The sequence below is a fragment of the Streptomyces pacificus genome, from assembly GCF_011766325.1.
GTDB classification, from domain to species: Bacteria; Actinomycetota; Actinomycetes; order Streptomycetales; family Streptomycetaceae; genus Streptomyces; species Streptomyces pacificus.
Genome location: NZ_BLLG01000010.1, coordinates 9,265 through 35,684, shown reverse-complemented (window position 1 = coordinate 35,684; position 26,420 = coordinate 9,265). Strand labels below are relative to the sequence as shown.

The 26,420-nt window shown below is 71.1% G+C and carries 21 protein-coding genes and 1 pseudogene; 17 read left to right on the top strand and 5 right to left on the bottom strand.

The features are described 5' to 3' along the window. The first annotated feature begins 25 nt into the window (after window positions 1-25). The 3 genes from SCWH03_RS17470 to SCWH03_RS17460 are packed head-to-tail and all read left to right on the top strand — an operon-like array spanning window position 26 to window position 2,900. Complete coding sequence (locus SCWH03_RS17470; RefSeq protein ID WP_173265194.1) at window positions 26-1,039, top strand: sugar ABC transporter substrate-binding protein; 1,014 nt, start codon at window positions 26-28, stop codon at window positions 1,037-1,039. Further along, window positions 1,036-2,091, top strand: a complete 1,056-nt coding sequence (locus SCWH03_RS17465) for an ABC transporter permease (RefSeq protein WP_173265193.1) — start codon at window positions 1,036-1,038, stop codon at window positions 2,089-2,091. Before SCWH03_RS17470 ends, SCWH03_RS17465 begins: the two co-directional genes overlap by 4 nt. After that, on the top strand, window positions 2,088-2,900 hold the full coding sequence (locus tag SCWH03_RS17460) for an ATP-binding cassette domain-containing protein (RefSeq protein ID WP_173265192.1): 813 nt from the start codon (window positions 2,088-2,090) through the stop codon (window positions 2,898-2,900). The genes SCWH03_RS17465 and SCWH03_RS17460 overlap by 4 nt, the downstream gene beginning before the upstream one ends. A 103-nt stretch (window positions 2,901-3,003) precedes the next feature. Here SCWH03_RS17460 and SCWH03_RS17455 read toward each other — a convergent pair whose 3' ends face one another. Continuing rightward, window positions 3,004-3,732: a phosphotransferase gene (locus SCWH03_RS17455; RefSeq protein WP_173265191.1), complete on the bottom strand. Its 729-nt coding sequence runs from the start codon at window positions 3,730-3,732 to the stop codon at window positions 3,004-3,006. 174 nt (window positions 3,733-3,906) lie between these two features. Between SCWH03_RS17455 and SCWH03_RS17450 the strand changes: the two genes are divergently transcribed. The 4 genes from SCWH03_RS17450 to SCWH03_RS17435 all read left to right on the top strand — a co-directional run bounded on the left by SCWH03_RS17450 (window position 3,907) and on the right by SCWH03_RS17435 (window position 6,955). Continuing rightward, window positions 3,907-4,299: a hypothetical protein gene (locus SCWH03_RS17450; RefSeq protein WP_173265190.1), complete on the top strand. Its 393-nt coding sequence runs from the start codon at window positions 3,907-3,909 to the stop codon at window positions 4,297-4,299. A gap of 52 nt (window positions 4,300-4,351) precedes the next feature. Beyond that, window positions 4,352-4,897, top strand: a complete 546-nt coding sequence (locus SCWH03_RS17445; protein WP_173265189.1) for a recombinase family protein — start codon at window positions 4,352-4,354, stop codon at window positions 4,895-4,897. A gap of 142 nt (window positions 4,898-5,039) precedes the next feature. Next, window positions 5,040-5,645, top strand: coding sequence for an ArsR/SmtB family transcription factor (locus SCWH03_RS17440; RefSeq protein ID WP_173265188.1), 606 nt, complete (start codon window positions 5,040-5,042; stop codon window positions 5,643-5,645). Next, window positions 5,642-6,955, top strand: coding sequence for an MFS transporter (locus SCWH03_RS17435; RefSeq protein WP_173265187.1), 1,314 nt, complete (start codon window positions 5,642-5,644; stop codon window positions 6,953-6,955). Before SCWH03_RS17440 ends, SCWH03_RS17435 begins: the two co-directional genes overlap by 4 nt. 73 nt (window positions 6,956-7,028) lie before the next feature. Here SCWH03_RS17435 and SCWH03_RS17430 read toward each other — a convergent pair whose 3' ends face one another. Next, window positions 7,029-7,598: a hypothetical protein gene (locus SCWH03_RS17430; RefSeq protein ID WP_254076816.1), complete on the bottom strand. Its 570-nt coding sequence runs from the start codon at window positions 7,596-7,598 to the stop codon at window positions 7,029-7,031. A 475-nt stretch (window positions 7,599-8,073) separates the two neighbouring features. Here SCWH03_RS17430 and SCWH03_RS17425 point away from each other — a divergent pair, with 475 nt between their 5' ends. From SCWH03_RS17425 to SCWH03_RS17395, 7 genes and pseudogenes are all read left to right on the top strand, one after another. Then, window positions 8,074-8,748: a GAP family protein gene (locus SCWH03_RS17425; protein WP_173265186.1), complete on the top strand. Its 675-nt coding sequence runs from the start codon at window positions 8,074-8,076 to the stop codon at window positions 8,746-8,748. 211 nt (window positions 8,749-8,959) lie between these two features. Next, entirely contained in the window at window positions 8,960-9,421 is a 462-nt protein-coding gene (locus SCWH03_RS17420; protein ID WP_173265185.1) for a DUF6325 family protein, read from the top strand. Between the two features lie 184 nt (window positions 9,422-9,605). Further along, a complete protein-coding gene (locus SCWH03_RS17415) occupies window positions 9,606-9,974 on the top strand; it encodes an SHOCT domain-containing protein (RefSeq protein ID WP_173265184.1) in 369 nt (122 codons plus the stop codon). 12 nt (window positions 9,975-9,986) lie between these two features. Then, window positions 9,987-11,393, top strand: coding sequence for a chloride channel protein (locus SCWH03_RS17410; protein WP_173265183.1), 1,407 nt, complete (start codon window positions 9,987-9,989; stop codon window positions 11,391-11,393). Window positions 11,394-11,708: 315 nt separating this feature from the next. Then, window positions 11,709-11,798, top strand: a pseudogene (locus SCWH03_RS17405) (sugar dehydrogenase); the annotation flags it as partial. A 66-nt stretch (window positions 11,799-11,864) separates the two neighbouring features. After that, entirely contained in the window at window positions 11,865-13,376 is a 1,512-nt protein-coding gene (locus SCWH03_RS17400; RefSeq protein WP_173265182.1) for a cytochrome ubiquinol oxidase subunit I, read from the top strand. After that, complete coding sequence (locus SCWH03_RS17395; protein ID WP_173265181.1) at window positions 13,373-14,419, top strand: cytochrome d ubiquinol oxidase subunit II; 1,047 nt, start codon at window positions 13,373-13,375, stop codon at window positions 14,417-14,419. Before SCWH03_RS17400 ends, SCWH03_RS17395 begins: the two co-directional genes overlap by 4 nt. 358 nt (window positions 14,420-14,777) lie before the next feature. Here the strand turns inward: SCWH03_RS17395 and SCWH03_RS17390 are convergent, their stop codons facing one another. Then, window positions 14,778-16,661, bottom strand: a complete 1,884-nt coding sequence (locus SCWH03_RS17390; RefSeq protein WP_173265180.1) for a glycoside hydrolase family 15 protein — start codon at window positions 16,659-16,661, stop codon at window positions 14,778-14,780. A gap of 112 nt (window positions 16,662-16,773) precedes the next feature. On the opposite strand from SCWH03_RS17390, the gene SCWH03_RS17385 reads away from it, so the two are divergent. From SCWH03_RS17385 to SCWH03_RS17375, 3 genes are all read left to right on the top strand, one after another. Then, window positions 16,774-18,108: a DUF2254 domain-containing protein gene (locus SCWH03_RS17385; protein WP_254076815.1), complete on the top strand. Its 1,335-nt coding sequence runs from the start codon at window positions 16,774-16,776 to the stop codon at window positions 18,106-18,108. 230 nt (window positions 18,109-18,338) lie between these two features. Next, window positions 18,339-19,526, top strand: a complete 1,188-nt coding sequence (locus tag SCWH03_RS17380; protein ID WP_173265179.1) for an ROK family glucokinase — start codon at window positions 18,339-18,341, stop codon at window positions 19,524-19,526. A 65-nt stretch (window positions 19,527-19,591) separates the two neighbouring features. Next, on the top strand, window positions 19,592-20,101 hold the full coding sequence (locus SCWH03_RS17375; RefSeq protein WP_173265337.1) for a hypothetical protein: 510 nt from the start codon (window positions 19,592-19,594) through the stop codon (window positions 20,099-20,101). Between the two features lie 274 nt (window positions 20,102-20,375). Here the strand turns inward: SCWH03_RS17375 and SCWH03_RS17370 are convergent, their stop codons facing one another. Further along, entirely contained in the window at window positions 20,376-20,795 is a 420-nt protein-coding gene (locus tag SCWH03_RS17370) for a DUF7919 family protein (protein ID WP_173265178.1), read from the bottom strand. Window positions 20,796-20,805: 10 nt separating this feature from the next. Continuing rightward, window positions 20,806-25,959: a DUF6531 domain-containing protein gene (locus SCWH03_RS17365; protein ID WP_254076830.1), complete on the bottom strand. Its 5,154-nt coding sequence runs from the start codon at window positions 25,957-25,959 to the stop codon at window positions 20,806-20,808. Window positions 25,960-26,420: the final 461 nt, after the last annotated feature.

Genomic DNA, 26,420 nt, shown 5'->3' with positions numbered 1-26,420 from the left:
CGGACAGCAGGAGGGGCGCGGCGTCGTGGCAAGGGTTCGGACTGGGGTGCGCGCGATCGGCGCCGTGCTGGCGGCGGTGCTCGGAGCGTCCCTCGCGGGGTGCAGCGCCACCGGCGGCAAGCGCGCCGAGGAGGCCCGCAGGACCGCCGAGGCGCAAGGGCGGGCCGCGGTCGACACACCGCGCTGGACGTTCGCCATGGTCACCCACTCGGGAGACGGCGACACCTTCTGGGACATCGTCCAGAAGGGCGCCCGGCAGGCGGCGGCCAAGGACAACATCCACTTCCTGTACGCCCACAGCGACGAGGCCCAGCAGCAGTCCCAGCTCGTCCAGACGTACATCGACCAGAAGGTCGACGGCCTGATCGTGACGCTCGCCAAGCCCGAGGCGATGAAGGACGTCGTCGCCAAGGCCACCCGGGCCGGTATCCCGGTGATCACCGTCAACTCCGGATCGGCCGAGTCCAGGGCGTACGGCGCGCTGACCCACATCGGCCAGGACGAGACCGTCGCGGGCGAGGCCGTCGGCGACGAGCTCGACCGGCGCGGGCGGAAGAAGGCCCTGTGCGTCCTGCACGAGCAGGGCAACGTCGGCCATGAGCAGCGCTGCTCCGGGGCGGCGAAGACCTTCGGCGGCGATCTGCGGAACCTGTACGTCGACGGCACCAACATGCCCGACGTCCGGGCGGCGATCGAGGCCAAGCTCCAGACCGACCCGTCCATCGACGCCGTCGTCACCCTGGGCGCCCCGTTCGCGGACGCCGCCGTGCAGGCCAAGCGGACCGCGGGCAGCGAGGCCGAGATCGACACCTTCGACCTCAACGCGAAGGTCGCCGCCGGGCTGAAGGCCGGCGACCTCGGGTTCGCCGTCGACCAGCAGCCCTACCTCCAGGGCTACGAGGCGGTGGACCTGCTGTGGCTCTACCGCTACAACGCCGATGTGCTGGGCGGCGGACGGCCCGTCCTGACCGGCCCGCAGATCATCACCGGGAAGGACGCCGCCGAACTGCAGGAGTACACCCAGCGGGGGACCCGATGACCGCGACCGCGCCACCGGCCGGCGACAGGACCGGCCGCCCGGACGAGCGGCTGCTGCACACCTCGCCCTGGCGGAAGCTGCTCGGCCGCCCCGAACTGGGCTCGGTCGTCGGCGCGGCCGCCGTGTTCCTCTTCTTCTCGGTCGTCGCCGACGCCTTCCTCCGCACGTCCAGCCTGGGCACCGTGCTGTACGCGGCCTCCACCATCGGCATCATGGCCGTGCCCGTCGCCCTGCTGATGATCGGCGGGGAGTTCGACCTGTCGGCCGGTGTCCTGGTCACCAGCTCCGCGCTGGTCTCCTCGATGTTCAGCTACCAGATGACGGCGAACGTGTGGGTCGGCGTGCTGGTGTCGCTGCTGGTCACGCTCGCGATCGGCGCCTTCAACGGCGTGATGCTGGTCCGCACCCGGCTGCCGAGCTTCATCATCACGCTGGGCACGTTCCTGATGCTCACCGGCATGAACCTCGGCCTCACCAAGCTGATCAGCGGCACGGTGTCGACGAAGACCGTCGCCGACATGGAGGGCTTCCCCGCGGCCAAGGCGGTCTTCGCCTCGTTCACCGTGGGCGGAGTCGATGTCAGGACGACGATCCTGTGGTGGATCGGCCTGGTCGCCGTCGCCACCTGGATCCTGCTGCGCACCCGGTTCGGCAACTGGATCTTCGCGGTGGGCGGCGGCGCGGGCGCCGCACGGGCCGTGGGTGTCCCGGTGTCCCGGACCAAGATCCTGCTCTACACAGGAGTGGCCTTCTGCGCCTGGATCTCGGGCCAGCACCTGCTGTTCTCGTTCGACGTCGTGCAGTCGGGCGAGGGCGTCGGCAACGAGCTGATCTACATCATCGCGGCCGTGATCGGCGGCTGTCTGATCACCGGCGGCTACGGCTCGGCGATCGGCTCCGCGGTCGGCGCCTTCATCTTCGGCATGACCAGCAAGGGCATCGTGTACGCGCAGTGGAACCCGGACTGGTTCACGTTCTTCCTCGGAGCGATGCTGCTCCTGGCGGCCCTGCTGAACGCATGGGTCCGCAAGCGCGCGGAGGCGACGGCATGACGGCCCTCGTGGAACTCGACGACGTCAGCAAGTACTACGGCAACGTACGCGCCCTGCAAGGCGTGTCGCTGGAGGTCCACGCGGGCCGGATCACCTGCGTACTCGGCGACAACGGGGCCGGCAAGTCCACCCTGATCAAGATCATCGCGGGGCTGCACCGGCACGACTCGGGCACCTTCTCCATCGAGGGGGAGGAGACCTCGCTCGGCTCCCCCCGCGAGGCCCTCGACCGCGGCATCGCCACGGTCTACCAGGACCTCGCCGTGGTCCCGCTGATGCCGGTCTGGCGCAACTTCTTCCTCGGCTCGGAGCCGACCAGGGGCAGGGGCCCCTTCCGGCGGCTCGACGTCCGCGCGATGCGCGAGACCACCCGCGCCGAGCTGCTGCGCATGGGGATCGACCTGCGGGACGTGGACCAGCCCATCGGCACCCTGTCCGGTGGTGAGCGGCAGTGCGTGGCGATCGCCCGGGCGGTCTACTTCGGCGCGAGGGTCCTCGTCCTCGACGAGCCCACCGCCGCACTGGGCGTCAAGCAGTCCGGCGTGGTGCTGAAGTACGTGGCCGCGGCGCGCGACGCGGGACTCGGCGTGGTGCTGATCACCCACAACCCGCACCACGCCTATCTCGTCGGCGACCGGTTCGTCCTGCTCAAGCGGGGAGCGATGGCGGGCAGCCACCGGAAGCCGGAGATCGGCCTGGACGAGCTGACCCGGCAGATGGCGGGCGGCAGCGAACTGGACGACCTGCGCCACGAGCTGGAGCGCGCCCCCGCGCCACGCCATCTCGGCGGGCACGACCTGGGGCACTGAGGGGCTCGCCCGTCTCGGGTACGACGTCGCCGTCGGCGATCGCGTAGAGGTGCTCGACCCGGTGCCCCTGCGGATGATCCGCAGCAGCCGTCTGCCCTCGTCATCATCGATCTCGCGTACCCGCACCCGCTCCGCCACAGATCAGCCAGCCTGACCGATCCGTGCAGCCCACACCCGGTCCATCGCCGACAGCGGCATGCCGCCGCAACCACGCCGCCTCCGCGGGCGTCAGATTCGGGTCATCCAGCTTCACCCGGACCACCTCCTGCATCCGTCCGGACGGGTCGGTCCGGCAACCGCTGCGGATACCGCGCAGCAACAGCCCCCGCCCCAGGCGGAAGGCGAATCCCGGCACGTCCGCACTGCCCACGGTCACCATGGTCATCGCCACATCGGCAGCCGGATCACCAGCGCCCGCATTGCACCAGTCGATCACTACCGGGCCCCGCCGGGTCAGAATGACGTTGCCTGGATGCAGGTCCAGATGCAGCACCCGGTCACCACCTGCCGTGCCGAACCGCTTGGGCAGCCACTCCGGTGCCGGCAGCGCATGCAGTCGATCGTGCAGGCGGCCCAGCTCCCGGCCGAGGGAACCCACCCGCCACGGGCGCCGGGCCAGGACATCCAACATCGTCGGCCCGGCCAGCCGCTCAAGAACCATGTCCGTTTCGGTGATCTCGTACACCCGAGGCACCGGATACCCACATGCCGCAAGGTGCGTCATCAAGCGTGACTCCAGACCGGTGGGCCCCCTGTGCCGGTACCGCCGCAGCACCCTGGACTCATCCAGGGCATACACATCAGCATCCCGGCCCCGCGCGATCAACTCCATGCGGTGCAGTCTGCATTGACGGCCCATCCCTCGCCAACAGGGCGAATGTTGCCTGACGCGGCAGTAGCTTCGCCTCGACCGGACTGTCCCAGTTCACGTTCGGCTGCGTGGGGATACCACCGGTGGTGGTGACGTACATGTGGTACTTGGTCTGGAAGCTGTCCCGCGCACCGGATGCCACGTTGCTCTTGTAGGTCACCGTGGGACAGCGACCGGTTCGACCGGCGATGGCGCCGCCGCATAACCGAGCTCAGCGGCCCGAAATGGCACGCCTTCAAGGACGACATCGAACTCGTCGCCTGCACCTACCCGGACATCGTCGCCCTCGCCGGTCTCTTCGCCTCGCCGCATCTGCGGTTTCTGCCCTTCACGGGCAAGGAACGTGACCTGCGGCGGTTCATCCGGGAGGTCCGCGAGCGGGCCGCCACCGGCTACAGCCTCGACGCCGCCGGCAAACGCGACCCTCTGATCCGCTGGATTGAGGAAGAACCCTCCGACCGCGGCCTCCCCTTCTATCCCTGGCGCCCTCCGGGCCGTTCCGCCCCTGAGCAGGTGAGCGTTTCATGACGACCGAGTGTTCGCTCGGCGGACGCCGTCGGCCCCCGCTGTCGTCGGCTACGTGCGCACGGCCGCAGGCCAAAGCCCAGTCCCGCAGATCACCACACTCATCCGCGCCGGCGTCGCGGAGGAGGACGTCTACATCGGGTGCACGAACGGGCACAAGATCGCGTGGCCAGAGAGAGACCTGCTGCTGCCCCGACTCCGCTCCGGCGACACCATCACGGTCACCCGGCTCGACCGGCTCTTCTGCTCCGTCCAGAACCTCATCATCGTGGGCACCGAACCACGAGACCGCGGCATCCGGTTCCAGGCCGTCGAGCAGAACATCGACAGCAACACCCTCGAAGGACGCGACTTCTTCGGCATGATGTCCGCCTTCGCCACCCTGCACCGCGAGTTCGTACTCACCGCCACCAACGACGGCCTGGCCGCCGCCCGAGCGCGCGGCAAGACCGGCGGGCGACCGCCACGACTCACTCCTGAACAGGCCGAGCAGGCACAACAGCTCTACGACTCCGGCACCCCCATCCCGAAGATCGCCCAGACCTTCAAGATCGGAAGATCCCCAATCTATGGCTACATCACACCCAAAGCCGCGAAATGAAGCTCTCATCGAATGCCGTCTCGCCCCCTCATACGGCACACCGAGCCAGCAGCGAGCCCACGCCAGGCTGTGGTGAGTATCTACAGAGTTTTCTCTGCAGAGAAACCTATGCAGAGAAAACTCTGCAATCTACGCTGTTGGCATGTCCGACACACCCGAAGGCACACCACAGCCCGCCAAGCCCGCCCGGCGCCTCGATGCGCGCAGCCTGCGGGGGCTGGCCCATCCGCTGCGAATGAACATCTTTGAGCTGCTCAATCTGGACGGCCCCGCCACCGCTACCAGACTCGCCGAACGTCTCGGGGAGAACACCGGCACGATCAGTTGGCACCTGCGCCACCTCGCCGAGCACGGTTTCATCGAGGAGGAAACCGGACGGGGCACGAAACGCGAGCGCTGGTGGAGAAGGGCCGACGTCACGAATGAGCTGAACACTGCCGATTTCCGCGACGATCCCGACACCCGGGGCGCGCTCTCGGTCTACCTGCATGAACTGGTGCAGCAGTACTTCAGCCGGGTCGTGAACTACATCAGCGAGGACTGGGACGACACGTGGCGAAGCGCCGGCACCGTCTCGGACTGGAGTGACCTGCGGATGACCCCGACTCAGCTGGAGGCGCTCAACGCGGAGCTGATGGCTGTCATCGCCCGCCATACCCCCGCCCCAGAAGCCGAGCCCGCCCCGGACGCGCTCCCCGTCGTCGTGCAGCTCCAGTCCTTCCCCCGCAGGGAGCGTGGCACCGCATGAGCCATGGGATACACGGTGGCCTCCTGCACCGCCACCGCGATTTCCGTCTGCTGTGGTGCGGCGAGACAGCCGGCAAGTTCGGCGCGTCCGTCACCGGGGTGGCGATGCCGCTGGTTGCCGTCTCCACCTTGCACGCCAGCACGTTCGAGGTCGGCCTGCTGAGCGCCGCCACCTGGGCTCCTTGGCTGATCATCGGTCTCCCAGTCGGTGTCTGGGTGGACCGGCTGCGGCGCAGACCGATCATGCTGGCCGCCGCCGCGGTCTCCCTCTTACTCTTCGCCGGCGTCCCGGTCGCCGCATGGTCCGGCTGGCTGAGTATCGGACCGCTACTGGCCGTCGCCCTGCTGACGGGCACAGCAGCGGTGTTCTTCCAGACCGCCTACAGCGCCTATCTCCCCAGCATTCTGGAACCCGCTGACCAGCCCGAAGGCAACGCCAAACTGCACGGCAGCGCGTCCGCCGCGCAGATTGCCGGGCTCGGCTCCGGCGGCCTGATCGCGCAGTTGGCAGGTGCGGTGAACGGGATGTTCGCCAACGCCGCCACATTCCTCGTCTCCCTCCTCTGCCTCGCGGGCATCCGGCATCGCGAGCCACGCGTCACCAGAACCGAAGCTCGCCCCAATTCACTGGTCAGTGAAGTCCGCGAAGGTCTGCGGCTGGTCGCCGTCGACCCCTGGTTGCGCACGTTCACACTCTTCGGGGCCGCCTCCAACCTGGCTCTTATGGGATACCAGTCAATCCAGGTGGTCTTCCTGGTCCGGAGCGTCGGCCTGACCCCAGGGACCGTCGGCGCACTCATCGCAGCCACCAGCGCCGGAGGCGTGGCCGGGGCATTCGCCGCACGCCGGGTCGCCCACCGGATCGGCACTGCCCGCGCGACACTGCTGTTCGAACTGGGACTTCCCATGCTCGCTCTGCTCATCCCGCTGACCGTCGATGGAGCCGGGATCCTGCTCTTCGTGACAGGCGGCTTCAGCGTCTCCGCAGGCGTCGTGGCCGGCAACATCATCAAGGCGAGCTTCCAGCAACGCTACTGCCCGCCGGATCTCCTCGGTCGCCTCACCGCAAGCACCGCATTCCTCAGCTACGGAACGATCCCTCTCGGAGCACTGCTCGGCGGCGCGCTCGGAACCGCACTCGGCCTCCGCACCGCCATGGCCATCACGACAGCGGGGATCCCGCTCGCCGCACTGATCCTGGTCTTCTCCCCGATCCGGCGATCCCGAGACCTGCCGACCTCCCGCCAGCCAACGAGTAGTTCCCAACTGCCGCTGGATTCTGATGGCGAGCAGGCTCTACCTCGTCATTGACCACGACCGCACCGGGCAATCGCCGCTCAGAACCGAGCACCAGAACCTCCCCGCCGGATCTCACAGGGAGACTTCACACCCATGGACACGATGAACTGAGACACCGTCGCCCACTCACAGGCTTCGAAGCGGTGTAGTTCCTGGCGGTCGGGGCGAACTTGCGGCAGGTGGCCAGCTCGCCACCCCAGCCGGTGAACAGCGTCCCGACTTCCGGTTCGCTCGGCGGGATCCGCAGCTGGGCATCCTTGGCCCCGCGCGGCCGGTTCATCTCGTCGATCGGGCACTCGACCACCCGGCCGGTCATCCGGTGGAGCTCGACCTTATGCCGCAGCTCCATGAACATGAAGTACGTGGTCAGCGCCTGCGACCGGGCCAGCCGGGTACCGCTGGGTGAGTTCCGCAGCACCTTCCCGAAGTACACGTCGGCGTCTGCGGGCTCCATGTCCCACAGCGGCCGGCCGAACCACGTGCGGATCTGCTCCAGGTGCCCGACGTCCCCGCGGATGGTGCCGTCCGCCAGGCCCGCTGACGCTCTCGCGAGGACGAACCCGGACAGCACGTCGGTCTCGAACCGCTCCAGCTCCTCCGCCGAGGCGGGCGCCCAGTGCTCACGCAGGTCCCGTACGACCGCCAGCGCTGCCAACCGGAGCCTCCTCGCCTTCAGCCCGACTGCGGATCGGTCGGACGAGATGAGAACGCTTCAAGAAACCCGAAGTTACGTCACAAGGCGGCAGAGCACTCGAAGAAGGGAGAAGCCCCTGGCCACGGGGCCAGAGACTCAGCGGGGCTCCGGGGAACTCACGGGATGTCGCACATGGGCCGTGCCCCGGCACCACGCCGTGCAGGGGGCTGGGGCGGGACGGCGAGACGCCCGCAGCCCTTCGGGACAGAGGACGGTGCGACGCGTCAACCGCCGTCCCGCACCGGCATCCCGGGACGCCGCGCACGCCCCGCCCGGGGGACCACCGGACTCTGTTTGCGGGAGGCCGCCACCGGAGGCGACCATGGTCGGTGGGCGGGCCGGCCGCCGCTCGCGTCCGAGCGGGGCGGCCGTCGGCTCCGGGCCCGCTCGGACGCGGCCCGTACGGGCGCGTGAACCCGCCGGAGGGGAGGGCGACATGGTCCTCGACTTGCTGCTCATCGCCGTCGCCATCACCCTCGACCCGCTGCCCATCATGGCCTTTGTGCTGGTGCTGTCCTCCTACCGGGGCGTCTGGCGGGGGCTGGCGTTCATCCTCGCCTGGCTGGCCTGCCTCGTCGCCGTGATCGCGCTGGTGCTGCTGTTCACCGGCGGTCAGCCGCCACCGCCCAGGTCACCGCCCTCCACGGCCGCACTCGCGGCCAAACTGGCGATCGGCCTCGGGCTGGTCCTGTACGGCGCGCACCGCCGGCGCAGCCCCAGGGCGCCCGGAGCGGCCACCGAGGCGAAGGGCCGGGCCAGGCACGCGTCCGACCCGCACGGCGGCTCCGGCCGGATATCGCCCTGGTCGGCGGCCGCGCTCGCGGTGTTCCTCCAGCCCTGGGGCCTCGTCGCGGCCGCCGCCACCGTGGTGGTCCGCGCGGACCTCTCCCATGCCGCGTCGTTCGCGGCCCTGTTCGGGTTCGTCCTGCTCGCCACCGCCGGCCTGCTCGCGGCCGAGCTGTACACGGTGTTCGCCCCCGAGGCGGCGGGCGTGCGGCTCGCGCGGCTGCGGAACCGGCTGCAGGAGCACCAGGAGCCGGCCATCGTCGTCGGCTGCCTGGTGCTGGGGCTGTGGCTGACGGGGAGCAGCATCTACCAGCTGACCAGCTGACCAGCTGACCAGCTGACCAGCTGACCGGCTGACCGGCCCGCCCTGCTGCCGGCGCGCGCACTCCGGGCTCCGGGCCCCTTGGGGCCGCGCCGCCGGAGGTGCGAAGCACTCGGGCGAGTGCTCCAATGGCTTACGGGACGCCCCGGAAGGGCTGCCGTACGTTCGGCGGGCAAGCCGCCCCGGACCGCAGGTGCGCTCGCAGGGAGTGGTCATGAGCGATGACTTCGAAGAAATGGGACCCGTCGACTACCTGGTGGTGGAGTTCCCCGGCAACCGCATGACGGGTGAGGGCTTTCCGCTGCTTGTCGACCTCGTCGACCGCGGGATCATCCGCATTCTCGACCTGCTGTTCGTCCGCAAGGACACCGACGGCACCGTAGCGGCCCTGGAACTGGCCGACCTGGACGGCGACGGCACCCTCGATCTGGCCGTCTTCCAAGGAGTGTCCTCCGGACTGCTCGGCCGGGACGACCTCGAAGAGGCCGCCTCGGCCGTCGAACCCGGCAACTCCGCCGCCGTCCTGGTGTACGAGAACACCTGGGCCGCGCCACTCGCCCGTGCCCTGCGGCGCAGCGGGGCCCAGCTGGCCGCGGGGGGACGCATCCCCGTCCAGCAGCTGCTGGCCGCCCTGGACGAGGTCGAGGGTGGGTCCGGGCAGGGAGTTGCGGCCTGAGCGCCCGGACGGTCCCGCGTCGGCGTATCGGCGTATCGGCGGTCCGGCGGACGGACCCGCCGCCGTCGTCCACACTCCGGACGTCCCGATATCCCGCCACCCGCCACCCGCCACCACCTGCCACCCGCCGCTGCCGACCGCCACCGGCACGGAGACGTCACCGCTATCCGTACGGGAGGACGACATGCCCCGCCTCATCCGCAGAGTGGTCCGCACGGCCGCCGTGGCCGGTACCGCCACGGCGGTCTCCCATCGCGTGTCACGCCGTCAGTCGGGCCGATGGGCACAGCAGCAGGAGGGCCGGCAGCAGGAGGGCCAGGGGGAGGACCGGCGCCAGGGCGAGCAGGCGCAGCACCGGCAGCCGCAGCAGCAGACCGGGGATCCGGCCGGGGCGGACCCGGCTGCCTCCCGGGGTGCCGTGCCCCCGCCGATGCCGCCCGACGACGAGATGGGCCGCAAGATCGACAGGCTCAAGGAACTCGGTGAGCTGAAGGCCCAGGGCCTGCTCACCGAGCAGGAGTTCGCAGCCGAGAAGCAGAAGATCCTCGGCTGAGGCCCGACGCCGATGACGCAGCCGCAGGCCGGGCCGGAGCGGGAGGACACCGCGCCCGGCAGTCCCCGGCCGGAGCCCGACGTGCTGCGCCGACTCCTGCTCAGCACCTCCTACCGCCGCGTTCTGCTGTTCTCCGCGCTCCTCGGGATCCCGATCTCGCTGATCGCCTTCTGGTTCCTCGTCGCGCTGCACCAGCTCGAGCACCTGATGTGGGACCACCTGCCGAAGACGCTGCTCGGCAACCCGGTCCCGCCGTGGTGGTGGCCGCTGGTGCTGCTGCCCCTCGCGGGCCTGATTGTCGGCCTGGTCGTCGTCCGGCTTCCCGGTGCGGGCGGCCACGTCCCCGCGTACGGGCTCCAGCCCGGCGGCGCCTCCCCCAGGGCCCTGCCCGGTGTGGTCATCGCGGCGGCGGCGAGCCTGCCGCTCGGTGCCGCCCTGGGGCCCGAGGCGCCGCTGATCGCCCTGGGCGGCGGTCTCGCGCTGATGTTCCGCGACCTCGCCCGGGGCAGTACGGAGTCGCAGAACACCGCGCTGCTGGGCGCAGCCGGCGCCGGAGCCGCGATCGCCGTGGTCCTGGGCAACCCGGTGATCGCCGCCGTACTGCTGATGGAGATCATCGGCGTGGGCGGGCCCCGGCTGGTCGCGGTCATGCTCCCGGCGCTGCTGTCGAGCGGCGTCGGATCGCTCGTGTTCACGGGCTTCGGCCGGTGGACCGGGCTGCAGACGGGCAGCCTCCGGCTGCCGCTCTCCGGGCCGTTCCCGCATCTCGATACGGGGGACGTGGGCTGGACCCTGCTCGTGGGCGTGCTCGTCGGCACGCTGGTCCACATGATCCAGTGCGTCGGGCGGCTGGCGGCCGGGCTCGTCCGCACCCGGCCGGTCCCCTTCACCGTCCTGTGCGCCCTGGGGGCGGGAGCCTGCGCGGCCCTCTACACCGGGATCACCGGCCGGACACCGGCGGACGTGGCCTCGTCAGGGGAGGGCACCATGGCGCGGCTGGCGTCCGAGCCGGCCTCCTGGGGGATCGGTGCGCTCCTCGCCGTCCTCGCCTTCAAGGGCATCGCCTACGCGCTGTGCCTGGGCAGCCTCCGCGGCGGACCGATCTTCCCGGCACTGTTCCTGGGGGCCGCGGCGGGGGTGCTGCTGGCGCCGCTGCCCGGGTTCGGCGTCATCCCGGGCATGGCGGCCGGGATGGCGGCCTCGGCCGGCGCCGCACTGCGGCTGCCCGTCAGCAGTGTGGTGCTGGTGGCCCTGCTGCTCGGCAGCGCCGCGATGACGCCCGTGGTGATCCTGGCCGCGGTGGTCGCGATCGTCACCACCGAACTGCTGCCGGGCGCGCACGGCGCGCCGCCCCCTGAGCCGGCCCAGGCCGGTCCGGAGGCCCCGGCAGGGGCGGACGCGGCCCCGGGGACCCGGTGAGCGGACCACGAGAGGGACGCCGCCCGCGCACCGAGGAGTCCCACGCGCTCCGGACGCGGGCGGGCATCGCCGCCGCGGACGCCCCCGCCCCGGCGACCACCCTTGCGAGCGGTTCCCCGGCTGAGCCGACCGGGCGAACATCGGGCACCCAACGGACCACACGGCCGTGCGCTGTCCGCCGGGCGGCACGCCCCGGTGGTTCCGTTGCGCGCGGGCCCGTCCAGCGCCGCCGGGGATCCCGGGCCGCGGGCGGGCGCGCTCCAAGGAGGCATCGTGAGTTCCCAGGCCGGAGCGGTACCGTACCCGGTTCCGCAGCTGCTCAAGGGCCAGAAGGCGCTGGTCACCGGCGCCAACTCGGGCATCGGGAAGGCGACGGCGATCGCCCTCGGCCGGGCCGGTGCGGACGACGGATTCGCCGCCGGCGGCTGACACGGCGCGCGATCCGGAGGGTTCCGACGACCGAAGGCACCTATGCACGATCCGCTATCCCTGCCGCCCGGGGCGCATCTGCTGGTCGCGGACGCACCCGCCCAACTGCTCCCGGCCCGGGAGCTGATGGCGTTCACCCTCGCCTCCCACATCATCCTGGTGCCGCTGGGGGTGGCACTGCCGCTCATCACACTGATCATGCACTACCGCGGGCTGCGCCGGAGCGACCCCACGGCCCTGCTGCTCGCCCGCCGCTGGTCGGCCGTCATGGCCCTCCAGTTCGCCGTCGGCGTCGTCACCGGCACGGTTCTCTCCTTCGAGTTCGGGCTGCTCTGGCCGGGGCTGATGGGCCGCTGGGGCGACGTCTTCGGCATCGGTTTCGGCGTCGAGGCGTGGGCGTTCTTCCTGGAGGCCGTCCTCATCGCCGTCTACCTCTACGGCTGGCGGCGGCTGCCGGCGCGCACCCACTTCCTCCTCGGACTGCCGCTGCCGGCCGCCGCGCTGCTCGGCACCTTCGGCATCCTCGCGGCCAACTCCTGGATGAACACCCCCCAGGGCTTCCGGCTCGACTCCACGGGCAACCCCGTGGACGTCGACGTCTGGAAGGCCGTCTTCACCCCGATGTTCGGGCCGCAGTTCTGGCACTTCGTGGTGGCGATGTTCATGACCGCGGGGTTCGTCGTCGCGGGCGTCTACGCCGTCGGCATCCTGAAAGGCCGCAGGGACCACTACCACCGGATCGGCTTCGCCGTCCCGTTCACCGTCGCGGCGATCCTCACGCCCGTCCAGTTCGTGCTCGGCGACTTCATCGCCCGCTCCGTCTTCCACCAGCAGCCGATCAAGTTCGCCGCGATGGAGCTCGTGTGGGAGACCGACACCCATGTGCCGGAGTACATCTTCGGCCGCCTGCACCCGGACGGCACCGTCACCGGCGGCATCAGGATCCCGCAACTCGACTCCGTCCTGGCCGGGTTCCGGCCCGACACCCAGGTCACCGGACTCACCTCGGTACCCGCGTCCGACCGGCCCGACCCCACCGAGGCCACGATCGTGCACTGGGCCTTCGACATCATGGTCGTCATCGGCTCGCTGCTGGGGCTGCTCGTGCTCTGCTACGCGTGGGCCGTGTGGCGCAGGCGGAAGCGGCCGGCGGCCGAACGGCTGCCCGGGTCGCGCTGGTTCTACCGCGGCGCGGCCTGCGCCGGAGCCGCGTCCGTCGTCGCCGTCGAGTGCGGCTGGATCGCCACCGAGGTGGGGCGGCAGCCCTGGATCGTGTACCAGAACATGAGGGTCGCCGAGGCAGTCACGTCGACCCGCCCCGCCACCCTCTGGACCATGTTCGGCGTGGTGATCGTCGTGTATGCCTTCATCTTCGGCTCCCTCCTCGCGGTGCTGCTCAAGCTGCGCACCCGCTGGCGGCTCGAGGACGCGGCGGCGGGGGCCGCCTCCCCCGCCGAGGGCCCGGAGACCGAGACGCCCTACGGCCCGCGCGCCGCCGTGCCGGGCCCGGCCGCCCGGACCGGGGCCCGGGCGGGGGAGGACGGGACGCCATGACGACCGGGGGCATCGTCGCGCTGGTGCTGCTGCTCGCCGTCGCCGCCTACGCCTGCGCCGGCGGCACCGACTACGGCGCCGGGTTCTGGGACCTCACCGCGGGCGGCGCAGAGCGCGGCAGGCGCCCCCGGTGGCTGATCGACCACGCCATGGCACCCGTGTGGGAGGTCAACAACGTCTGGCTGATCTTCGTGCTCGTCATCATGTGGACCGGGTTCCCGGTGCTCTTCCAGACGGTGTTCTCGTCCATGTGGCTGCCCCTGGCCCTCGCCGTCGTCGGCCTGGTCCTGCGCGGCGCCGGCTTCGCGCTGCGCAAGCCGATCAAGCGGGTGGCCGGGCGGCGGCTGTACGGGGCGCTGTTCGCCGTCTCCTCGCTGCTCACCCCGTACTTCCTCGGCGCCGCCGTCGGCGGCATCGCCTCCGGCCGGGTCGCGCCCGGCACCACCGCGTCGGCGGACGCCTGGGCGAACCCGACGTCGTTCTTCTTCGGGCTGCTCACGGTGACCGGGACCGCCTTCCTCGGCGCGGTGTTCCTCTCCCGCGACGCCGAGCGGTGGAACGCCCCCGATCTCGTCGGCTACTTCCGGCGCCGGGCCCTGGGCGCCCTGGCCGCCGCCGCGCTGCTCGGCGTGGCCGCGCTCTTCGTCGTCCCCACCGACGCCCCGCACCTGTGGAACGGGCTCACCCGGGGCGCCGGGCTGGCCCTCGCCCTCGTGGCCGTGGCCTGCACGGTGGCGACGGCGGTGATGCTCCTGCGGGGCCGCACCCGCTGGTCCCGCTGGTCCGCAGCGGGCATCGTCGCCGCCTCCGTCGTGGCCTGGGGGGTGGCCCAGCGCCCCTACCTCATTCCCACCTCCCTGACCATCGAGCAGGCCGCGGGTGCACCGTCGACGATGGTGTGGCTGCTGGTCGTCACCGCCGTCGCGCTGGTCCTCGTCGGACCCGCCCTCGTCCTGCTCTACTGGCTCGACACCCACGCGGAGCTGGAGTCCCTCTCCGAGTCCGATCTGCGCGGGGGCAGCGGCACCGCGGGGAGCGGCTGACGGCGGCGCGAGGCCGACACACCGGTCCCCACCGTCGGGCGGTACACCCTCCACGGACCGGTCCACCGTGCCGGACGGCGACCGCACTCCCGTGCCGGACCGCGACCGCGCCGCCCGCACCGGCAGGACATGCTCCGCGGTCCGGACCACGGCCGGGCCGCCGCCGGCGGACCCGCGCAGTCAGGGGACCGCCACGGCCGGGGTGCCGCCACGGCCGGGGGCGCGCTTTTCAGCGGGGACGCCGGCGAGCGCCCGCCGCCGGCTCGCGGCGACAGCCTTCTTCGCGCCGGGCGGCACGGGCCGTCCCGCGACCGGTCCGAGTCCCGGCCCGCACCGCGGGGCCGGGCCGGGGCGGGGCTCAGAGGTCGGACTCCGACGGCCCCCTCCGGCCGTCCCCGCACGCGCGGTTGAGTTCCGCGTCCAGGGTGAGTGCCGTGTCGATGAACGCCAGATGGGTGAACGCCTGCGGGAAGTTGCCCAATTGACGTCCCGTCAGGGCGATCTCCTCGGAGTACAGACCGAGGTGGTTGGCGTAGGTGAGCATCTTCTCCAGCACCAGTCTCGACTGGTTCAGCCGGCCCGCCCGGGCCAGCGCGTCGACGTACATGAACGTGCACAGCGAGAAGGTGCCCTCGCAACCGCGCAGGCCGTCGGGGGAGGCTTCGGGGTTGTACCGGTAGACGAGGCTGTCGTTCACCAGTTCGCGGTCCATGGCGTCCAGTGTGGCGGTCCACATCGGGTCGTCGGGGGTGATGAAGCCGACCGTCGACATCCGCACCAGCGACGAGTCGAGCACATCAGTGTCGTAGTGCTGGACGAACGCCTGCCGCTGCTCGTTCCAGCCCCTGGTGAGGACCTGCTCGTACAGCCTGTCCCGCTCCCCGGCCCAGCGTTCGAGGGAGGCCGGCCGGCCGCTCGCCCTCGCCAGCCGCAGCGCCCGGTCGAACGCGACCCAGGACATCACCCGCCCGTAGGTGAAGTCCCGGCGCCCGCCCCGCGTCTCCCACAGCCCCTCGTCGGGCTGGTCCCAGTGGTCGCTGAGCCAGTCGAGGAGGGTACGCAGCGAGGTCCAGCCGCGGTGGTCGAGCTGGATGCCCCGACGGTGCGCGAAGAGGATGCTGTCCAGCGCCTCGCCGTAGATGTCGAGCTGGAGCTGGGAGGCGGCGCCGTTACCGATCCGGACGGGGCTGGAGTTCTCGTAGCCCTTCCAGTGCCCGAGGATCTCCTCCTCGAGGTCGCAGGAGCCGTCGACCCGGTACATGACGTTCAGCGGCCCCGAGCCGCCGTCGCGGCCGGCCTTCTCCTGGACGCGGTCGCGGAGCCAGCCGATGAAGGCCTGGGCCTCGTCGGTGAAGCCGAGGCCCAGCAGGGCGTACACGGAGAAGGAGGCGTCGCGGATCCAGGTGTACCGGTAGTCCCAGTTCCGCTCGCCGCCGAGCTGCTCGGGCAGCCCGGCCGTGGGGGCCGCCACGATCGCGCCGCTCGGCGCGTACGTCATCAGCTTCAGTGTGATCGCCGACCGCTCCACCGCCTCCCGCCAGCGGCCCGAGTAGCGGGACCGGCCGAGCCAGCCGCGCCAGAACCGCACCGTTTCGTCGAAGAGCCGCAGGAACTCGGTGTGGTGGACATGGCGGGGCGGTCCGTCGGCGAAGGTCTCCAGCACCACCCCGCGCTCCTGGCCGGCCTCCAGGGTGATACCGAAGCGCATGTCGTGGTCGCCGAGGTCGCCGAGGTCGCCGGCGGCCAGCCGGTCGTCCCCCCTCCCGCGGAGCGCGTGGACCGTCAGCTCCAGGCCGTCGGCGGCGAACACCGCCCCGCGCTCGGTGTAGCGCAGCTTGTGCGGGGAGCGGCCGTAGTCGAAGCGCGGAGCGATGTCGACCCTGAAGGCGAGGCTGCCGCGGACGCAGCGCAGCAGCCGCACCAGACGGTGCCGCCGGGTGGCCGTGGAGCCGGTGACCGGCATGAAGTCGACGACCTCGCCCGCGCCCGCCTCGGTCATGAAACGGGTGACCAGGACCGCGGTGTCGGGAAGGTACAACTGCTTGGTGGCGTAGTTCCGGTCCACGGGCACGACCGTGAAGTGCCCGCCCTTCTCGCCGTCCAGCAGCGAGCCGAAGACGCTCGGCGAGTCGAACCGCGGTGTGCAGTACCAGTCGATCGTCCCCCGCGTGCTCACCAGCGCCGCCGTCTGCAGGTCGCCGATCAGCCCGTGGTCCTCGATGAGGGGGTGGTCGTCGCCCATCCCGAGCCCCTTTCGCGCCGGGTCGCGAGCGGATGCCGCCCCCTCAGCTTAGGCAGTTCCCGTAATACGGGCTTTTCGGGACGACTTGCCCGCCGCGGGGAAGGGCTCTGACGTGGAGGCGAGAACCGCACGACGGAAGACTGGACGCCGGGTCCCCGCGCCCCTGCCCTGGGCGAGGGTCTTCGCGCTGCGCCAGTACGCCATCGCGAGCCTCTGGATCGTCCCGCTGCTCGGGATCGTCCTCGGCTCGCTCCTGGCGGAGGCCGCCGTGGCGCTCGACGGAGCCGTCCGGGTGCCGCAGCAGTGGCGGTACTCCCCGTCCACCGCGAGCAGCGTCCTCAGCTCCATCGTCGGAGCGATGGTCGCGCTGCTCGGCTTCGTCGTGACCATCGGCATCCTCGTCGTCCAGCAGGCCACCGGGACCCTGTCGCCGCGCTATATGCGGCTGTGGTACCGGGACCGGCTCCAGAAGGCCGTACTCGCGACCTTCACCGGCACCTTCTCCTTCGCCTTCTCGATGCTGCGCAGCATCGAGGCGGACTTCGTGCCCGACCTCGGCGTCACCCTCGCCGGGGCGGCGGTCGCCGTGAGCCTGGTGCTGCTGCTGATGTACCTGAACCGCTTCATCCACAACCTGCGGCCCGTGGCCATCGCCGCCCTCGTCACGCGGGCGGGACGGCGCGTCGTCCACCAGGGGGCGCTGCTCGCCGCGAGCGGCGCCCTCGGCCCCTCGGACGCCCCCCGGGCGCCCGAGGGGCCCCTGACACGGGTGCCCTGCCCGACAGGCGGCGCGCTCCAGGGGTTCGCCCCGCAGCGGCTCGCCGCGCTCGCCGAGCGGTACGACTGCCTCGTGGTGCTCACCCACCCCGTCGGCGACTTCGTGCCGCCCGGGGCCACACTGTTCGAGGTGCACGGCGCCACACCGCCGCCACCGCGGGAGCTCACCGGGCTGGTCGCCCTCGGTGTCGAGCGCACCATCGAACAGGATCCCGCCTTCGCGCTGCGCATCCTGGTGGACATCGCCGTCAGGGCGCTCTCCCCTGCGGTCAACGACCCCACCACGGCGGTACAGGTCCTCAACCACATCGAGGGCTTCCTGCACACGCTCGGACGGCTGGAGCTGAGCGGACACCACACCCTGCGCGACGTCGGCGGCGTGCCCCGGCTCCGGGTCCCCGGCCGCTCCTGGGAGGACTTCCTCCAGCTCGCCGTCACCGAGATCCGCGAGTACGGCGCCGGCTCCCTGCAGGTCCCCCGACGCCTGAGGGCGCTGCTCGACGGACTCCTGGCCGCCGGGCTGCCCCGGCGGCACCTCGGGGCGGTACGGACCGAGCTGCGCCTCCTCGACGCGGCGGTCGAGGCCCGCTACCCGGACCCGGCCCGCCGGGCCTCCGCGCTGACCGCGGACCGCCAGGGCATCGGGGGCGGCACGGGGGCGCGGGCCTGAGCGGGGCCGCCTCGCCGCGTCACCGCTCGGTCGCGTCACCGCTCCGCCGGAGCCCCGCGGCATCCCGCGCCCACCACCCACCATCCCGCGCCCACCATCCCGCGCCCACCATCCCGCGCCCACCGGAGAGTGCCCCGGGCCGGTGCGGGGTCCGGATGGCACAATCGGGCACGGCGGGCGCCGCCCGCCTCCGATGACCCGGACCCGCCGCCACGACCCGCAGGGACGCCTTGAGCACGTACCGCGACTTCGCCCACCGGAACCCCGCCCGGGCCACCGTCCTGCGGACCGTCGGCCATCGGGAGCGGCGCTCGCTCCTCACCGCGCCGCGCGTCCCCACCGTGGGCATCGACATCGGCGGCACCAAGGTGATGGCCGGTGTGGTCGATGCCGACGGGCTCATCCTGGAGAAGATCCGCGCCGAGACCCCGGACCGGTCCAAGAGCCCCAAGGTCGTCGAGGACACCATCGTGGAACTGGTGCTCGACCTCTCCGACCGGCACGATGTGCACGCCGTGGGCATCGGCGCCGCCGGCTGGGTGGACGCCGACCGCTCCACCGTGCTCTTCGCCCCGCACCTGGCCTGGCGCAACGAGCCGCTGCGGGACTCGCTGCAGAACCGGCTGGCCGTCCCCGTCATGGTCGACAACGACGCGAACACCGCCGCCTGGGCCGAGTGGCGCTTCGGCGCCGGCCGGGGCGAGGACCACCTCGTCATGATCACGCTCGGCACCGGGATCGGCGGGGCGATCCTGGAGGACGGCCGGGTCAAGCGCGGCAAGTTCGGCGTCGCGGGCGAGTTCGGCCATATGCAGGTGGTGCCCGGCGGGCACCGCTGCCCGTGCGGGAACCGCGGCTGCTGGGAGCAGTACAGCTCCGGAAACGCCCTGGTCCGCGAGGCACGTGAACTGGCGGCCGCCGACTCGCCGGTCGCGTACGACATCATCGAGCGGGTCAAGGGCCACATCCCCGACATCACCGGCCCGCTGATCACCGAGCTGGCCCGGGAGGGCGACGCCATGTGCGTCGAACTCCTCCAGGACATCGGGCAGTGGCTCGGCGTCGGCATCGCCAATCTCGCCGCCGCCCTCGACCCGTCGTGCTTCGTCATCGGCGGTGGGGTCAGCGCCGCCGACGACCTCCTGATCGTCCCGGCCCGGGACGCGTTCCGCCGCCATCTCACCGGTCGCGGCTACCGGCCGGAGGCCCGCATCGCCAGGGCCCAGCTCGGCCCGGAGGCGGGTATGGTCGGTGCCGCCGACCTCGCCCGGCTCGTCGCCCGCCGGTTCCGCCGCGCCAAGCGCCGCCGTGTCGAGCGGCACGAGAGATTCGAGCGCTACGCCCAGGTCCTCCGCGGCGCCGGAGGCCCCGGGGCCAACGGCGACAGCGACCGCCCCACCCGCCAGGACCCCGAGTGAGGACCTCGCCCCGGCAGACGGCACCCGTGAGAGAGAACATGCACCCTCCCGAGGCTCGCCGGCATATGATCTGGCGCCGGGCGCTCACCGCGGCCGTCATCGTCCTGCTGATCGGCATCCCCGCCGGATACCTGGTCATCTCCGCCGAGCAGAGCAGGGACAGCGGCCGGGACAAGGAGGCCGAGTCGTCGGCGACCGGGCTGCGCGACCACTGGCCGTCCAGGATGAAGCGCCGCGTCTTCGAAGTGCCGATCCCCGCCCGGTCCACCGAGGTCGCCTACTACGAGACCAGCAACTGGAAGTCGAGCCGGCTGTACGTCAAGTTCCGGACGACCGCGGACGGGCTCGACGCCTTCCTGAACGACATCGGCACCAGCCGTGCGCGGCTGAAGACCGGGGTGGTGCCCGTCGGCGCGCGCGACGCCGAAACCGTCGGCTGGGTGTTCAGGCCCGATGCCGCATGGGCCGGGGTCTCGCACCGGCAGCCCGGCCCCCGCCCCAGCCACGACATCGCCGTGGATCTGACCGACCCGTCCGCGCCCATGGTGTTCGTGGTCTCCACCGCGACCCCCTGATCCGGCACCGCGACCGCGACCGCGCGGAGCGGCATGAGGCCCGGCACACGCTCGACGGCCGGGCCCCCGGCCCTGAGGCCTTCGAGTGCTCCGGCAGCGCGGGGCCTGCCGCGGGGGACCGGGCGGAGCCGAGCGCGGGCAGCCCCACGTACCAGACCGCGGCCGGCCGCTTCGTCCGCGGCCTTGCCTGTGCCGTGGCAGGTCACCGGCTGGATGGGACCGCCGTCGGATCGCGGCCTTTCCGTAGGTGCCGGAGGCCGCGATCCGACGCGGATCAATCGGCCAGGGTCAGTTCTCCAGCCGTTTCGATGCCTGCCGTCCGTGCTGCCGCGCGGCAGAACTCCTCGGGCGGGCAGTAATGGTGCGCCGTCATGTAGTGGACCACCAGGTTCGGCGCCGCGTAGCGCGTGCCGTCGGCTCCCTGCACCCGAATCTCCGCCGATCCGAGCCACACCTCAGTGTCCCCGGCGGGGCCGCCGAGGACGACGGGACGGTCGATGCCGCAGAACTCACAGTGGTGGACGCCGCGCATCTGGTTGTCGTAGGCGGCGCTGAGGATCTTCAACGCGTCCACTACGCGCTCATCCACGACTCCCGTGCGGTAGCCGTGCTCCGGCGCCAGCCAGCCGACGTTGAGCATCTCCTGGTCCGACTCGTCGTAGGAGTAACGGGTCAGGTCGGGGTAGTAGGTCATGCGTCGCTCCTCAACGACGGGGGTCGCAGTGCTTCCGGCAGATCGCCAGGTGTACCGGGCCCATGTTGGGTTTGAGGATCTCACTGAGCAGCGTGTCCTTGCTCACCGTGATCGAGCCGTTCATCATCCTGAGGTCGTTGCCCGGAGCCACGGTGTAGTCGGGAAGTGTCTTACCGGGACCGACGATCTCTGTGGGCTTGATCTTCTTTCCCTGTTCGACTGCGAGTCCGACGGACTGGCGAAGGCCCAGGCCGTCCTCCACGTAGAAGTAGCCCCAGGTGCCGCTTGGCATCTGCGTATCGCCGGTGCCACGGACGTACCAGCCGTGACCTGCGATCACGGCTTGGCCGTCAGGACGTCCACCGGGGAGTCGTTCGGCGGCCGGGCCGACACCCTTGCCGTGCGTGGGGATGTCGTGCCCGCGTACCTCGGGCGCCACAGCCGCCCGTCGCCAGCCGGTGAGGCCGCCGATGCCTACGAGGGCGATCTGTTGGCTGAGTTCTTCGGCGGTTTCGGCGTACAGGTCGGCGAGGGCGTCGCAGCCCTGCTGGCGGAGCAGGTATTCGGCGCGGTAGAGGCGGTAGGCGGGGCGGACGGGGAGGTACTTGTCGACGAAGGCGCCGGCGCCGCCGTTCTCGCCGGTGAACGCGTCGTGTACGTCCCCGAGGAACACGAAGGGGGACGTGAAGACGTCGACGAAGGCGTCACCGAAGATGCCTGCCGCTTCGCCGAGGCTGTCGACCCGGCCGTTGTTCGGGTCGTCGGGGGTCAGACCGCTGGGGTCGGTCAGCAGGGTGGGGGCGTTGTCGGCGTAGGCGTAGGGCGATATGTGCGGGGTCGTCCGGGCGCGGGTGGCCGGGTCGGGCCGGGTGAAGCGGCCGGTGGCGGTGTCGTACTGGCGGGCGTGGAGGTCGAGGTTGCCGGTGGTGGTCTCGTAGCGGGCGCCGGTGTAGGAGGGAGGGCTCGCGGGGGCGCCGCCGGTGACGGTACCCAGGACCCGGGTACCGAACGGGTCGTAGGCCCAGCGCTGGTAGAGGGTGCCGGCGCTGTTGGTGACGTCGACCGGTGAGCCCTGGGTGTCGTGGTGGTAGTAGAAGAGCGTCCCGGCACCGGTCTTGACGGACGTGGGCTGGCCGAGCGGGTCGTAGCGGAAGGACTGCTTGATGCTCCAGGCGCTGTCGTATTCGGTGGCCAGGATCGGCAGCGGGGCGTTGGGGTCCCACTGGGTGCGGTGGGTGACCGCGCCGTCCTTGAGGGTGGCGACCTGGTTACCGCCGGCGTCGTGGTCGTAGGTGTAGGCGGTGCCGCCGACGGTGGCTGCGGAGATCTGTCCGGCCAGGTCGTAGGTGTAGGTGTCGGCGCCCTTCTTGGTCTGGTTGCCTTCGGCGTCGTAGCCGTAGGCGGTGGTCGCGGTGCCGGTGGTGGTGGAGGTGAGCTGGTCGGCCGCGTCGTAGGTGTAACCGGTGGAGGTGGTGCCGAGGGTGGAGGTGAGGCGGTTGCCGACCTTGTCGTAGGTGTAGGACGTGGCGCGACTCGCGGCGCAGCCGGCGACCCAGGGCTGCGGGAAGCAGCCGGAGGTGAGGCGCCCTGCGGTGTCGTAGGTGAGGTCGTAGCCGGTCGTACCGACGTTGGCGCGGGTGATGTCGACGCGGGTGGGCAGGCCCGCGGGGGAGAGGGTGTGCGCGGTCTCGGTGACCGTGGTGCCGGCCTTGGCGGAGGTGACGGTGGTGAGGCGGCCGGCCCGGTCGTATGCGCGGTCCTCGGTCTCGGTGTTGGGCAGCGCGGACTTGGTGGGGTTGCCGGCCGGGTCCCAGGTGTAGGCGGTGGTCTTGCCGTCGGCCAGCATCGTGGCGGTGCGGCCGTCGTTGTCGTAGGTGTAGGTGATCGTGCTGCCGTCGGAGTACTTGCGGGTGAGCATCTGCCCGGCGGCGTCGTAGGTGTAGGCGAAGCCGCGCGTCTTGGTGAGGTTTCCGACCGCGTCGTAGACGAAGTCCTCGGAGATCTTGGAGTTGGCGCGGGCGGTCAGCTGTCCGGCGGCGTCGTGGCCGAACGTCGCATCGGGGGTGGAGTCGGAGTAGTCGACCTTGGTGAGCAGGCCGCGCGGGTCGTAGGTGTAGCCGGTGGATCCGCGGGGCGTGGTCCTTTCGGTGAGGTTGCCGTCGGCGTCGTAGGCGTAGGCGGTCTCCCGCTGCAGCGGGTCGGTGACCGAGGTGGGGCGGCGGGCCGCGTCGTAGCCGTACGTGGTGACGTGCCCGTTGGCGTCGGTACGCTCGGTGACGTTGCCCACTGTGTCGTAGCCGTATGTGGTGACTGCACCGCCCGGAGCGGTGACTTCGGTCAGCCGGTCCAACGTGTCGTATCCGTAGGCGGTGGCGCGCTTGTCGGCGTCCGTCTGCTTGACGACGTTGTTCACGGCGTCATAGGCGGTGGTGGTCACGCCGCCGAGTGGGTCGGTGACCGTGGTGGGGTTGCCGGCCGGGTCGTAGCCGTAGGTGGTCGTGTACCGGGCCGGGTCTGCGCCGGTGGCGTTGCCGCGCGGGTCGACCGCGGTGGCCCGGCGCCCGTCACCGTCGTAGGTCCAGCTCGACTTGTGGCCGAGCGGGGAGGTGCGGCTGAGCAGGTTGCCGTCGGCGTCGTAGGCGTTGGTGGTGGTTTTGCCCAGCTGATTGGTGCTGCTGGCCGGTCGGTTGTTCTTGTCGTAGACGGAGGTGGCCGTCTCGCCTGCGGCATCGGTGATCTTGGTGACGTTGTCGTTGGCGTCGTAGGTGTAGCCGGTGGTGTGGTCCAGCGGGTCGGTGACCGTGAGGGGCCGGTTGACGGCGTCGTAGGTCGTGGTGGTGGACGCGCCGGTCGGGCCGGTGACCTTGATGGTGTTGCCGGCCGCGTCGTAGGTGTAACTCGTGGTGTGGGCGGCCGGGTCGGCGCCGGTGGCGTTGCCGCGCGGGGAGACGCTGCTCAGCAGGCGTCCCACTTTGTCGTAGGTGTAGGTGGTCTTGCCGCCGGTCGCGTCGGTCCGTGAGGACAGGCGTCCGCTCGCGTCATAGGTGCGGGTGACGGAGTCGCCGGCTGGGTCGGTGGTCCGGGTGAGGTGTCCGGCGTCGTCGTAGGTGAACGTGGTGGTGCCGCCCGCCGGGTTCTCGGCCGACGTCAGTTGTTCGGCTCCGTTGTACCGGTAGGTCGTGGTGCGGCCCAGCGGGTCAGTGGCCGAGCTGAGCAGGCCGCGGCCGTCGTAGGCGTACGTCGTGGTGAACTCGGCCGGGTCTGCGCCGGTGGCGTTGCCGCGCGGGTCCGTCCTCGTCAGGATCCGGCCGGCCTTGTCGTAGGTGAACGTCGTCTTCTCACCCAGCGGCGTGGTGACCGAGGTCCGGTTGCCGGCCGTGTCGTAGCCGTAGGCGGTGACCTTGCCGCGCGGCGTCGTCACGGTCTCCAGCGAACCAAGCGGGGTGTACGTGTAGGCGGTCTTGCCGCCCAGCGGGTCCGTGGTGGACGTCAGCTGGTTCGATGTGTTGTAGGTGTACGTCGTCTTGTTCTTGCGGCCGTCGGTGTGACTGGTGATGTTGCCCGCACCGTCGTAGGTCCAGCTCTCCACGTAACCGAGCGCGGACGGGGCGCTACGGGTGAGCATCCGCCCGGCGCTGTCGTACGTCATCTCCGTGGTGTTGCCGCGCTGGTCGGTGATGGCGACGGGCCGCAGGTGACGGTCGTAGTCGTAGGTGATGCTCTTGCCGTATGGGTCGATCGTCTCCATCAGGACGTTGCCGGCGTAGACATCGGTCCACACGCCGCCGTCCGGCGCCGTGGTGTGTGACTCGCTCCTGCCGTCCCAGGTGAACGTGGTGGTCTTGTCGTTCTGGTCGGTCTGGGACTTGATGCGGCCCGTGGTGTCGTAGACGTTGGTGACCTTGCCGCCCGCCGGGTCGGTGTGGGAGGACAGCCGCTTGTTCGCGTCGTAGGCGTACGACGACGTTCTGTCGGCCGGGTCGGTCACCGAGGTCAGCAGACCGCCGGTGTAGCCGTACGACACCGACGTGCCGTCGGGCAGGCCCACCTTGGACAGCAGCCCGTCGGCACCGGGCGTGAAGGTGGTGGTGCGGCCGGCGGCGTCCTTGACGGAGGCGAGCGTGCCGGACGCGTACGTCAGGGTCAGTCCCTTGCCGGCTCCGTCGACCACGGATGTGAGCCGGCCGCTGCTGTTGAAGGTCCGCTTGGTGTGGTCCGGCGTGGTGATCGTGTAGGCGCTCGCGCCCTTGACCAGCTTGGCCGCCGACCCGGCCGGGGCGGCGTATGTGCCGTCACTGTTCTGTGTGAAGACGAACGACGCCCCGTCGTCCGTCCGGTAGGTCACCTTCCCCGTCGCCGCGGTCAGCTTGGCGTCGAACGGCGTTGCCCAGCCGCGCCCCAACAGGCCGACGGCACTTGAGTCGGAGCGGTAGGTGCGTTCCAGGGTCAGAGGCACGCCGGGGCTCACCAGGGAGGCGTCGGTGAGCTGTTCGAAGAACATGCCGGTCGCCGTGTTGACCGGGTCGGCGCGGTGCGCCTGTGCGTAGCAGGTGCAGATTCCCGCCTGCGCACCGGGGATCACCGGAGTGTAGAACGCTTCCACCAGCGGCGAGGTGGTGCCGCCCGGACTCGACGTCCCGTCGGCGCTGTTGAGGAAGACCCAGGCGTAGTACTCCTTGCCGTCCTCGAGAATTCCGCCCAGCGCGCTGCCGGTCCACCAGAAACACCGGTCCGTGGGAGAGGAGTTGCTCGCCCACCAGTCGTAGCACCAGGCCCCGGTGTCCGGGGTGTCGCCGCTGGGATCGTCCGTGGACTTCTTGATCTCCTGCTGCACGACGGGGTAGCCGCCCTCGTCCAGGACGTACAGCCACATTCCGGTGTACGAATCTCCCCGCTTGGGCAGCTTCACCTGCCCGCCGATCGACAGCATGCCCGGATACGCGGTGGCCCAGGACGACACCCAGGTCGGGTTCTCGGCCGCCGCCGCGAGAGGCTGCAAAGCCACCTTCGACTCGGCGGCGGGCCCACGCTCCACGCGGTCCTTGTCCGGCCGGCTGCGGGGCTCGCCCCTGGGCTTCTTCTCCGGCGCGTTCATGTACTCGCGCATCGGCGACCGTTCGTGCCGGTCCTCGTCGACCTGCCTGCGCCGCTCAGCCAGCGTCATGGCTTCGGGGGGCTTGGGCAGGTCGGCAGCTGTCCGGACCTGCGCCTGTGCGATGGTCGCGGTGGCTGTGGAGGGCAGACGGTCCCGGGGCAACGCCCAGGAGGGGACGACACCCGCTATCACCAGGAGAGCCAGGGTCAGAAGGGCCGTGACGAGTCTTCGCGCTTGTGTGCGCACAATGCATCACCTGCGGGTCAGGAGTGAAGAGAGGTCGCGGTGATGCATGATCAGGAGAATCCTCGAACTAACGTGCTGCGGGAATCGGGGCCGAAACACAACGGGGTCCCCCCTCGCCCTGGCCATGGGTCTGCTGGCTGAGTGGACGAAGGACTCCGCGCGGCCGCACGATTTGGCGCGAAGGTGATCCCGAGCGCGAGACGGCGTGGGTAGACGGACCCTCGACGGTGAGTTGAGGGCAGGCAGCGGGCCGGAAACGGAAGAAGGGGCTGCTTGAGCGGGAT